This window comes from Jiangella rhizosphaerae (assembly GCF_003579925.1).
In the GTDB taxonomy this organism is placed as follows: domain Bacteria; phylum Actinomycetota; class Actinomycetes; order Jiangellales; family Jiangellaceae; genus Jiangella; species Jiangella rhizosphaerae.
In genome coordinates, this window is sequence record NZ_QUAL01000066.1 from 1 (window position 1) to 10,705 (window position 10,705).

Annotated in this window: 11 protein-coding genes; 3 read left to right on the top strand and 8 right to left on the bottom strand. The window is 72.2% G+C overall.

Annotated features, from left to right (window positions below):
* Positions 1 to 267: 267 nt before the first annotated feature.
* The 5 genes from DY240_RS07925 to DY240_RS07945 all read right to left on the bottom strand — a co-directional run.
* A partial coding sequence (locus tag DY240_RS07925; protein WP_147375232.1) for a cytidine deaminase occupies positions 268 to 582 on the bottom strand: 315 nt, incomplete at its 5' end.
* 57 nt (positions 583 to 639) lie between these two features.
* Positions 640 to 2,007, bottom strand: a complete 1,368-nt coding sequence (locus DY240_RS07930; RefSeq protein WP_119659403.1) for a hemolysin family protein — start codon at positions 2,005 to 2,007, stop codon at positions 640 to 642.
* Positions 2,007 to 2,471, bottom strand: coding sequence for an rRNA maturation RNase YbeY (gene ybeY, locus DY240_RS07935; RefSeq protein WP_119659404.1), 465 nt, complete (start codon positions 2,469 to 2,471; stop codon positions 2,007 to 2,009). The genes DY240_RS07930 and ybeY overlap by 1 nt, the downstream gene beginning before the upstream one ends.
* Positions 2,468 to 3,502, bottom strand: a complete 1,035-nt coding sequence (locus tag DY240_RS07940; RefSeq protein WP_119659405.1) for a PhoH family protein — start codon at positions 3,500 to 3,502, stop codon at positions 2,468 to 2,470. Before DY240_RS07940 ends, ybeY begins: the two co-directional genes overlap by 4 nt.
* 113 nt (positions 3,503 to 3,615) lie before the next feature.
* Entirely contained in the window at positions 3,616 to 3,963 is a 348-nt protein-coding gene (locus tag DY240_RS07945; RefSeq protein ID WP_233552651.1) for a histidine triad nucleotide-binding protein, read from the bottom strand.
* Between the two features lie 169 nt (positions 3,964 to 4,132).
* On the opposite strand from DY240_RS07945, the gene DY240_RS07950 reads away from it, so the two are divergent.
* The 3 genes from DY240_RS07950 to DY240_RS07960 all read left to right on the top strand — a co-directional run bounded on the left by DY240_RS07950 (position 4,133) and on the right by DY240_RS07960 (position 6,827).
* On the top strand, positions 4,133 to 5,194 hold the full coding sequence (locus DY240_RS07950; protein WP_119659407.1) for an LCP family protein: 1,062 nt from the start codon (positions 4,133 to 4,135) through the stop codon (positions 5,192 to 5,194).
* Between the two features lie 90 nt (positions 5,195 to 5,284).
* Positions 5,285 to 5,797, top strand: coding sequence for an RNA polymerase sigma factor (locus tag DY240_RS07955; RefSeq protein WP_119659408.1), 513 nt, complete (start codon positions 5,285 to 5,287; stop codon positions 5,795 to 5,797).
* A gap of 10 nt (positions 5,798 to 5,807) precedes the next feature.
* Positions 5,808 to 6,827: a Gmad2 immunoglobulin-like domain-containing protein gene (locus tag DY240_RS07960; RefSeq protein WP_119659409.1), complete on the top strand. Its 1,020-nt coding sequence runs from the start codon at positions 5,808 to 5,810 to the stop codon at positions 6,825 to 6,827.
* Here DY240_RS07960 and DY240_RS07965 read toward each other — a convergent pair whose 3' ends face one another.
* From DY240_RS07965 to hrcA, 3 genes are read right to left on the bottom strand one after another with little or no spacing between them, the layout of a single operon-like run.
* A complete protein-coding gene (locus DY240_RS07965) occupies positions 6,828 to 7,565 on the bottom strand; it encodes a 16S rRNA (uracil(1498)-N(3))-methyltransferase (protein ID WP_119659410.1) in 738 nt (245 codons plus the stop codon).
* Complete coding sequence (dnaJ, locus tag DY240_RS07970; RefSeq protein ID WP_119659411.1) at positions 7,562 to 8,701, bottom strand: molecular chaperone DnaJ; 1,140 nt, start codon at positions 8,699 to 8,701, stop codon at positions 7,562 to 7,564. The genes DY240_RS07965 and dnaJ overlap by 4 nt, the downstream gene beginning before the upstream one ends.
* A 12-nt stretch (positions 8,702 to 8,713) precedes the next feature.
* The gene (gene hrcA, locus DY240_RS07975) at positions 8,714 to 9,736 is read right to left on the bottom strand and encodes a heat-inducible transcriptional repressor HrcA (protein ID WP_119659412.1); all 1,023 of its coding nucleotides are present in this window, start codon (positions 9,734 to 9,736) and stop codon (positions 8,714 to 8,716) included.
* Positions 9,737 to 10,705 lie beyond the last annotated feature (969 nt).

Consider the following 10,705-nt stretch of genomic DNA (forward strand, 5'->3'; position numbering starts at 1 on the left):
CCGAGCGGACCGCCCGGCTGCTGCGCTCCGGGCGCGCCGCCGGCCCGCTGGGCCGTGGCCGCCGCGGCGGCCGCCGTCATCGGCTGGCCGCATTGACCGCAGTACGCCGACCCGGTGGCCGGCGCCCCGCAGTTACTGCAGAAGTTCATTCGTCTCTCCGTCTCGGTCGGTCGCTTCGGAGGGTCACGCGCGGCAGCGCCGGACTCCGCGAGCGCCTGGTGTGCCGGACTCGAACGGCCGCACGTTAGCGCACTCGGATGCTGATGGCTACGAACGCAGCGCCGTGATCGGCGTGCCGTCGGGACCGGCGACGTAGATCGGTATACCCGGCCCGCCGAGATCCGACACCACGATCGTGTCGACGTCGCCGGGGTCGCCGGCGGTGACCACCGCGGCCGCCTCGAGCCCCGTCGCGCCGCTGGACACCGCCGACGCGACGGCCAGCTGCAACGCGGTGAGGCGCAACGACGGCAGCGACACGTCGGCGGCGGCGTAGGTGCGGCCGTCGGCGTCGCGGACCGCCGCGCCGGCCGGCGCGCCGGTGCGCGCCCGGGCGGACCGGGCCAGGGTCAGGATCTTCGCNGGCGGACCGGGCCAGGGTCAGGATCTTCGCGTCCTCGGGGTCGAGTGCGTCCCTCACTAGGCATGCTCCTCGTGCGGCTCGGTGTCGGTGACCTGAACGAGCCGGCTCACCCGGACGGTTCCGATGCGGTTGCGCCTGCCCGCCGGACCCTCGGCGACGAGGTGCAGCCCGGCGACGTCGACCTGAGCGCCCGGGATCGGGACCCGGCCCAGGTGCTTGGCCATGAGCCCGCCGACGGTGTCGACGTCGTCGTCGGAGAGCTCCAGGCCGAACAGCTCGCCGAGGTCGTCGATGTGCAGGCGCGAGCTGACCCGGACGGCGCCGTCGTCGAGGGTCTGGACGCCGTCCTCGTCGGCGTCGTACTCGTCGGTGATCTCGCCGACGATCTCCTCGAGGATGTCCTCGATGGTGACCAGGCCGGCGGTACCGCCGTACTCGTCGACGACGACCGCGACGTGGATGCGCTGCGCCTGCATCTCGCGCAGGAGGTCGTCGGCGGGCTTGGAGTCGGGCACGAAGAACGCCGGCCGCAGCACCGACTCGACCCGCTCGACGGACTCGGCGTCGCGGTTGTCGTAGAGCCGGCGGGCGATGTCCTTGAGGTAGGCGATGCCGACGATGTCGTCGAGCCCGCCCGGGCCGACCGCCGGGATGCGGCTGAACCCGCTGCGCAGGGCCAGCGACTGGAACTGCCGCAGGGTCTTCTGCGCCTCGATGAACACGACGTCGGTGCGCGGCACCATGACCTCCCGGACCACGGTGTCGCCCAGCTCGAACACCGAGTGGATCATCTGCCGCTCGCCGGACTCGATGATGCGCCCGGCCTCGGCGAGGTCGACCAGCTCGCGCAGCTCCGCCTCGGTCGCGAACGGGCCCTCGCGGAAGCCCTTGCCCGGGGTGAGCGCGTTGCCCAGCAGGATGAGCAGCCGCGGGATCGGGCCGAGCACCCGGGTGACGCCGAGCAGCAGGCCGGCGAAGGCCAGCGCGATGCCCTCGGCGTGCTGCCGGCCCAGCGTGCGCGGCGCGACGCCGATGACCACGAACGACACGACGACCATGCTGCCGGCCGCGACCAGCAGCGTCTGCCACCACGGGTCGAAGTACTCCTCGCACACCACCGCGACCATGACCACCGCGGCCACCTCGCAGGCCATGCGCAGCAGCAGCGCGGTGTTGAGCGCCGGGACGGGGTCGGAGCCGACCCGCACCAGGGCGTCGGAGCCCCGGCGGCCCGCCCGGTGCAGCTCCTCGGCGCGCGTGCGCGAGATGCTGGTCAACGCCGCCTCGGACATCGCGAACAGCATCGCGACGACCACGAGCACCGCCGCCGAGACCAGCAGCCAGACGGTGGACGCGCCGCCGGCGGTGGTGGACGCCTCCGCGGCGAGCGCCGGTGGGACGGCGGGCAGCGGTGAGGCGAACATCAGCGGCCGCCTCCTCGGGCGCTCCGCCAGTCGGTCAGCAGCTGCTTCTGCAGCCCGAACATCTCCTTCTCCTCCTCAGGCTCGGCGTGATCGTAGCCGAGGAGGTGGAGGATGCCGTGCGTGGTCAGCAGCTGCAGTTCGTCCTCGGTGCTGTGACCTGCGGCCTTGGCCTGCGTGGCCGCGACCTCGGGGCAGAGCACGACGTCGCCGAGCAGGCCGGGCTCGGGCTCGGCGTCGTCGGGGGTGGGCCGCAGCTCGTCCATCGGGAACGACAGCACGTCGGTGGGGCCGGGCTCGTCCATCCACTGCACGTGCAGCTGTTCCATGGTGTCGGTGTCGACCAGCAGGATGGCCAGCTCGGCGAGCGGGTGGATGCGCTGGTGGTCGAGGACGAACCGGGCGAGGTCGGACAGCGTCTTCTCGTCGACCTCGGCCCCGGACTCGTTGTTGACCTCGATGGTCACGGGCGCCGGCCGGGAACGCGCGACCGCCCGTTCCCCTGTGCCGCCTCCTGCGCGGCGTCGTAGCGGGTGTACGCCTCGACGATCTCGCCGACCAGCCGGTGCCGGACGACGTCGCGGCTGTTCAACCGGCAGAAGTGGACGTCGTCGATGCCGTCGAGGATCTCCTCGACCACGCGCAGGCCGCTGGTGGTGCCGGCCGGGAGGTCGACCTGGGTGACGTCGCCGGTGACGACCATCTTCGACCCGAAGCCGAGCCGGGTGAGGAACATCTTCATCTGCTCGGCGGAGGTGTTCTGCGCCTCGTCGAGGATGACGAAGGCGTCGTTGAGCGTGCGCCCGCGCATGTACGCCAGCGGCGCGACCTCGATGGTCCCCTCGGTCATGAGCCGCGGGATCGAGGCCGGGTCCATCATGTCGTGCAGCGCGTCGTACAGCGGCCGGAGGTAGGGGTCGATCTTCTCCGACAGCGTGCCGGGCAGGAAGCCCAGCCGCTCGCCGGCCTCGATGGCCGGCCGGGTGAGCAGGATGCGGCTGACCTGCTTGGCCTGCAACGCCTGCACGGCCTTGGCGACCGCGAGGTAGGTCTTGCCGGTACCGGCCGGGCCGATGCCGAAGATGACGGTGTGCTTGTCGATGGCGTCGACGTAGCGCTTCTGGTTCAGCGTCTTCGGCCGGATGGTGCGCCCGCGGTTGGACAGGATGTTGGCGGTCAGCACCTCGGCCGGCCGCTCGCCGGTGCGGGCGCGCAGCATGGACACCGTCCGCTCGACGGCCTCGGGCGTCATGCCCTGCCCGGTGCGCAGCACGGCCACCATCTCGTCGATGACGCCCTCGGCCTCGGCGATGTCGGCCGGCCGGCCCGTCATGGTGATCTGGTTGCCGCGCACGTGGATGTCGACGTCGGGGAACGACGACTCGACGACCTTGATGAGCTCGTCGCCCGACCCGAGCAGGCTCACCATGGAGATGCTCGTGGGGACGACGATCGTGTGCTGGGCGGCCTGCTGTTCGGCCTGTTCTGTCTTCGTCATGGGCGGCCCGCCGGGCCTCTCACGCCTACTTCCCGTCTCGACTTCGCTGTTCGCCGGATGCCTTGAATGCTACCCGCGGGGGCTGACACGTCATTCCGAATTTCGCCGCCGCCTCAGCCCGGCGGCCAGGTCATCGCGCGTCCACCCAGCACGTGCCCGTGCACGTGGAACACCGACTGACCGGCCTGCTCCCCCGTGTTGAACACCAGCCGGTACGCCTCGATTCCCTCGTCGGCGGCGACGGCGGCGGCCGTCCGGACCAGCTCGGCCAGCGTGCCGGGCGCGGCGGCGGCGAGCGAGGCGACGTCGCGGTGGTGGTCGCGCGGCACCACCAGCACGTGGGTCGGCGCCTGCGGTGAGATGTCGCGGAACGCGAGCGTGTGCTCGTTCTCGCGCACGACGTCGGCCGGGATCTCGCCGCCGGCGATCTTGCAGAACAGGCAGTCCGCGTCTCGGGTCACTCGTGCCTCCGGTGGTTCGGGTAGCAGGGATGGTAGGGCACCGCGACGACGTCGTCGCGCGCCGGTGCAACCCCTCGGGGCGGCCGGGCGTCTTCCATGATGTGGGGGACCACCGGCAGGCGGGGTGTCCTCACCTGTCCGTCGCCGCCCGCCCGTACCCTCTGGAGCCATGCCGAACCCGCTCGACGAGCAGCAGTCCGACCCGTCCACCGAGGCCGCGCCGGTCGATCGCCCGCGCCGGCGCCGCCGCAACCGCCGCATCCTGATCGGCGTGCTGGCGACGCTGCTCGTCCTCGTGCTCGCCGTCGCGGGCGTCGCGTTCTACTTCGTGAACCGGCTGTCGTCGAACATCGAGCGCATCCCCGACGCCTTCGACATCCCCGAGACCGCGCGGCCGGCCGAGCTGCCGGGCGACAGCATCACGTTCCTGCTGGGCGGGCTGGACGGCGCGGACAAGGTCGACGTCTACGAGCCGGGCGCGGCCCGCACCGACACCATCATGCTGGCGCATTTCCCGGAGGGCCGCGACCGCGGCTACCTGGTCTCCATCCCGCGCGACACCTGGATCGACATCCCGGGCCACGGCCGCAACAAGATCAACGCCGCATACTCCTTCGGCGGTCCGGCGCTGTTCGTCCAGACCATCGAGCAGCTCACCGGCATCCGCGTCGACCACCTCGCCCTGATCGACTGGAACGGCTTCGAGGCGCTCACCGACGAGCTGGGCGGCGTCACGCTCACGTTCGACGAGGAGACGCCGCTCGCCGACAACGACGAGCCGCTCCCGCCCGGCACCCACACGCTCACCGGCGAGCAGGCGCTGCAGTACGTCCGCGACCGCAAGGACCTGCCCGGCGGCGACTTCGACCGCGTCAAGCGGCAGCAGAACTTCCTCCGAGCGCTGATGAACGAGCTGATCTCGTCGGGGACGCTGACCGACCCCGGCAAGGTCAACGGCGTCGCCGGCGCCATCGGCGAGGCGGCCCGGGTCGACGAGGAGCTCAGCGCGTTCGGCATGGTCGACCTCGCGCTGTCCATGCGGAACCTGCGCGCCGACGACATGACGTTCCTGACGGTGCCCACCGACGGCACCGGGATGGCCGGCGCCCAGAGCATCGTCGTCTACGACGAGGAGCGCGCGAACCAGCTGTGGACGGCGCTCGCCGACGACGACATGGACGCCTTCCTCGCCGCCAACCCCGACCTCGTCACCGGTGACGAGGTCCGCTGACCCCGTTTCGCTGAAGATCGCCGCCCCGATCCCCTACGGTGGGCGCGCATCGGTAAACCGGCACGGCCGGCAACGCGTCAGTAGGGGTATGTGGTGCAAGACAGGACCGGGTCCGAGGCCGACGCGGCGATCACGGACCTGTACGCGGCGCACTATGTCCGCCTCGTCCGGCTGGCCACGCTGCTCCAGGGCAGTGAGGCCGTCGCGGAGGAGGTCGTGCAGGACGCGTTCGTGGCCCTGCACCGCCGCTGGCGTCGGCTGCGCGAGCCGGCCGCCGCGGTCGCATACCTGCGCACGTCCGTGGTGCACGGCTGCCGCTCGGTGCAGCGGCGCCGCGGCGTGGCCGCCCGCCATCCGGAGGAGCCAGCGGGCCACGCGCCCAGCGCCGAGCAGGTCGCCGTCGGCGACGCCGCCGCGGACGCCGTCGTCGAGGCGCTGCGCGGGCTGCCGGACCGGCAGCGTGAGGCGCTCGTCCTGCGCTACTACGGCGGCCTCTCGGAGTCCGAGATCGCCAGTGCGATGAAGATCAGCAACGGCGCCGTCAAGAGCCATGCCTCACGCGGGCTGGCCGGGCTGCGCGAGGCGATGGCGGAGTGGTCGTGAGGAGGCAGCGGTGAGCACGCCGGAGAACTGGACGCCGGAGGAGCAGCGGCTCCAGGACGCCCTGCACCGCGCCGCCGAGCGGGTGCAGCCGGGCCCGGACGGCCTGGCACGGATCAGGAGGAGGACGGCGGTGGTGCCGATGTGGCGACGACCCGTGGCACTCGGACTGGCGGGGGCGACGGCCCTGGCCGCGGCGGTGATCGTCGGCGGCGTGGTCGTCCTGAGCGACGACGACGGCGACGCGCCCGTGGCGTCGCAGACGTCCACGTCGCCGTCCGAGTCGCCGAGCGAGACACCGACGCAGACCCCCGCGCCGTCGGCCACGCAGACCGCCCCGCCGGCGCGGACGCTGACGGTGCCGGTCTACTACGTGGCCGACTCCGGCGACGGGCTGCGACTCGTGCGCGAGTTCCACACCGTCGAGACCTCGTCGTCCCCCATCGCCGCGGCCGTGAACGAGATGCTGACGGCCTCGCCGGCCGACCCCGACTACACGTCGCTGTGGGAGCCCGGCGTCGAGGTGACGTCCGCGGAGATCGCCGACGGGTCCATCGACGTCGACCTGAGCGCGCCGCCGGTGGTCGGCGAGGATGCCGATCTCGCCACCCAGCAGCTGGTCTACACGGCGACGGCGGCGGCCGCGAGCGCCGAGCTGGACGGCTCGCTGCCGGTGCGCATCCTGGTCGCCGGGGAGAACCCGAGTGAGCCGGTCGGCCGGGCCGACCCGCTCGGGGTCCGCCAGCTGGTGCAGCTCAACGACCCCGCGGAGGGCGCGACGGTGTCCAGCCCGGTCGCGGTGACCGGCGAGGCCGCGGTGAACGAGGCCAACGTGCTGTGGGAGCTGCGCCGCGACGGCGAGGTGGTCGACTCCGGGAACACGACCGCGGAGGAGTGCTGCACGTTCTCCCCGTTCGAGCTGGAGCTGGACCTGGAGCCGGGCAGCTACCAGATCGTCGTCAGTGAGAGCGACGAGTCCGGTGGCGAGGGCCGGCCGCCGATGAGCGACTCGCGCACCTTCACCGTGGAGTAGTCACGCCCAGCGCGGCGTGCGCGCCAGCACGATGCCGGCGGCGACGGTGCCGGCGGTCGAGGTCCGCAGCACCGTCGGGCCGAGACGGGCGACGACGGCGCCGGCGGCGGCCAGCTGGTCCAGCTCGTCCGGCGCCACCCCGCCCTCGGGGCCCACGACCAGCAGGATGTCGCCGTCGGCGGGGAGGTCGAGAGCGCCGAGCGGCTCGGTGGCCTCCTCGTGCAGGACGACGGCGAGCGCCGCGGCCGCCACCCGGGCCGCCAGCGCCGTCGTCGGCACGGGGTCGCCGACGACCGGCAGCCAGGCGCGGCGGGACTGCTTGGCCGCCTCGCGAGCCGTCGACCGCCACCGGCGCAGCGCCTTGTCGCCGCGCTCGCCGGTCCAGCGGACCATGCACCGCTGCGCCGGCCACGGCAGGATCTCGTCGACGCCGACCTCGGTCATCGTCTCCACGGCGGTCTCGCCGCGGTCGCCCTTGGGGATCGCCTGGGCGAGGACCACCCGCGGCCGCGGCTCCGGCACGTCGAACCGTTCGGTGACCTCGCAGGTGAGGCCCTGCTTCGACGCCGCGACGACGACGCAGCGGGCCAGCTGCCCGGCGCCGTCGGTGAGCTCGACGGTCTCGCCGGGTGCGATGCGGCGGACCACCGCGGCGTGCCGGCCCTCGTCGCCGTCGAGCACGACGACGTCGGACGCGCGCAGGGCCGCGGCGTCGGCGAGGAAGACCGGTGCGGTCAGTTGAGGCCTTCCTTGAAGGCGTCGCGGATGCGGGTGAAGAAGTTGCCGTGGCTACCCGGGGCGCCCGGCCCCTCGACGCGCTCCTCGCCGCGCAGCCCGGCCAGCTCGCGCAGCAGCTCCTCCTGCCGGGCGTCGAGCTTGGTGGGCGTCTGCACCTCGAGGTGGATGAGCAGGTCGCCGCGGCCGGTGCCGCGCAGCTTCGGGACGCCGCGGGCGCCGAGCTTGATGACCTCGCCGTGCTGGGCGCCCGGCCGCACCTCGACCGTCGTGGGGCCGTCGAACGTCTCGAGCTCGACGGTGGTGCCCAGTGCCGCCGCCGTCATCGGCAGCTGCAGCGTGCAGTGCAGGTTGTCGCCGTTGCGGCTGAACACCGGGTGCGGCGTGACCGCGAGCTCGACGTAGAGGTCGCCGGCCGGGCCACCGCCGGGGCCGACCTCGCCCTGGCCGGTCAGCTGGATGCGGGTGCCGTTGTCGACGCCGGCCGGGATCTTGATGGTGAGTGTGCGGCGGGTGCGGACCCGGCCGTCGCCGGAGCACTCCACGCACGGGTTCGGGTTGACGGTGCCGAAGCCCTGGCAGGCCGGGCACGGGCGGGTCGTCATGACCTGGCCGAGGAACGAGCGCTGCACCTGGCTGACCTCGCCCTGACCCTGACACGTCGGGCAGGTGACCCGGGTGGCGCCCTTCGCGGTGCCCTCGCCGTTGCAGACCTGGCAGACGACGGCGGTGTCGACCTGCAGCTCGCGGGTGGCGCCGAACACGGCGTCGGCGAGCTCGACCTTCAGCTGCACCAGGGCGTCCTGGCCGCGGCGGACCCGGCTGCGCGGTCCGCGCGCGTTCGTCCCGCCGAAGAACGCGTCCATGATGTCGGTGAAGGAGAACGCGCCGCCGAAGTTGCCGCCCATGCCGCCGCCGCTGGACAGCGGGTCGGCGCCGAGGTCGTACATCTCCCGCTTGCGGGGGTCGTTGAGGACCTCGTAGGCCGTCACGACCTCCTTGAACCGCTCCTGCGTGGCGGGGTCGGGGTTGACGTCGGGGTGCAGCTGCCGGGCGAGGCGGCGGTAGGCCTTCTTGATCTCCTCGCTGGAGGCGTTCTTCGGCACGCCGAGAACTTCGTAGTAGTCGGTGGTGGGCACCCTGTGTCTTCCCTAGTGAGCCGCGAGAATCTTGCTGACATAACGAGCAACGGCGCCGACGGCCGCGATAGTGCCGGGATAGTCCATGCGAGTCGGCCCGACCACACCCATGCTAGCCAGCGCCAGCTCACCCGGCCCGTAGCCCGAGGTGACCACGGACGTGGCCGACAGCCCGGTCTGCGCGTTCTCGCTGCCGATGCGGACGCGGACCGGCGTGGGGCTGGTGGCCTCGCCGAGCAGGCGCAGCAGCACGACGTGCTCCTCGAGCGCCGACAGCAGCGGCTCGAGCTCGTGGTCGAACTCCTGCCCGTAGCGCGCGAGGTTGCCCGTGCCCGCAACGGCGACCCGCTCCTCGTGCCGCTCGATGAGCGTGCTGAGCAGCGTGGCCGTGACGGCGGCGACGGTGGCGCGGTCCTCGGGCTCGAACCGCTCGCCGAGCTCGGCCACCCGCGCCTCGACCGACGCGAAGTCGTGCCCGACGACGAGCGCATTGATGCGCGCTCGCAGTTCGCCGACCAGTGTGTCGTCGGCGTCGGCCGGGAGGTCGACGACGCGCTGCTCGACCCGCCCGGTGTCGGTGATGAGCACCACCAGCACCCGGGCCGGCGCCAGCATGACCAGCTCGACGTGGCGCACCGTGGACCGGCTCAGCGACGGGTACTGCACGACGGCCGCCTGGCGGGTCAGCTGCGCCAGCAGCCGCACCGTCCGCGACACGACGTCGTCGAGGTCGACCGCGCCGTCGAGGAACGTCTGGATGGCTCGCCGCTCCGCCGACGACAGCGGCTTCACCGTCGACAACCGGTCGACGAACAGCCGGTACCCCTTGTCGGTGGGCACCCGGCCGGCGCTGGTGTGCGGCTGGGCGATGTAGCCCTCCTCCTCCAGCACCGCCATGTCGTTGCGGATGGTGGCCGGCGACACACCCAGATGATGACGGTCGACCAGGGCCTTCGACCCGACCGGCTCCTGCGTGGCGACGTAGTCCTCGACGATGGCCCTGAGGACCTCGAGCTTGCGGTCATCGACGGACAACCCGGCACACCTCCCGTCGCACTCTGGCACTCGGCGCTTGCAAGTGCCAATTCTATGTGGTTTCGGTCGCTTCCGTCTTTCCCCGCTGGTCGCGCCGGACGCGCGGCGAAACACCGGATTTCCGCGTGGGGGCCCGCGAGTTGCCGCGTTGGGCCCGTCCCCCTGCGTTGGCCCCCGTCCGCCTTCGTTGGCCCCCGTCCGCCTTCGTTGGCCCCGTCCCCCTGCTGCCCGATTGTCTTGGCCGCGGGCGCGCGCCTCAAGTCCGCGCGCGTGCTGGTGGGCCTCTGCTGTGGTCGGGGCGCTTGGACTTGACCCGCACGCCCGCGGCTCAGAACGGGCAGCTATCAGGGGGACGGGGAAGAGCGGCGACGTCTCCCGCGGCGTTGGCCCCGTTACGGTGTGGCGTTGGTGTCGCTCAGCGTCCACCTGGTGAGATTTCGCCGCGATTCGGGAGACATCACGAGGATTACCCGAGCTTCACCACGGCTGTAGGGGTGTTGATGCTCAGACAATCCTCGTGATGTAGGCGATCCTGGATGATCATCGCGCGTCGACGCCCGACAAAGTAGGGCGAAACGGGCACGCCAAACGCCGAGGCGTGCCCACATCCTCCCCGTCCCCCTGATAGCTGCCCGTTCTTGGCCGTGCAACCGCGGGTCAAGTCCAAGCGCCCCGACCACAGCGAAGCCCGACCACCACGCGCGCGGACTTGGGGCGCGGTTGCGCGGCCAAGAGGATGGGCAGCAGGGGGACGGCCAACGTACGGAACGACGGCGAACCCAACCGAACTCACACGCACGAGAGCCGACTGTTAGCTGCCGCGTTCGATACCGACGTCGGCGCCATGGTGGTGACGACGAACGCCACGCCAACGCCGTCACGGCCCGGTCGGCTCGTCGGCGACGTCACCGTGACGACCCGACCCGGACCCTTCGGTGTGTTCATCCAGGATCGACCACAGCATCAGGT

Excerpts from the sequence above, each read along its gene's own strand:
- DY240_RS07930 (WP_119659403.1), bottom strand. The coding sequence starts at position 2,007 with ATGTTCGCCTCACCGCTGCCCGCCGTCCCACCGGCGCTCGCCGCGGAG.
- DY240_RS07940 (WP_119659405.1), bottom strand. The coding sequence starts at position 3,502 with ATGACGAAGACAGAACAGGCCGAACAGCAGGCCGCCCAGCACACGATC.
- DY240_RS07950 (WP_119659407.1), top strand. The coding sequence starts at position 4,133 with ATGCCGAACCCGCTCGACGAGCAGCAGTCCGACCCGTCCACCGAGGCC.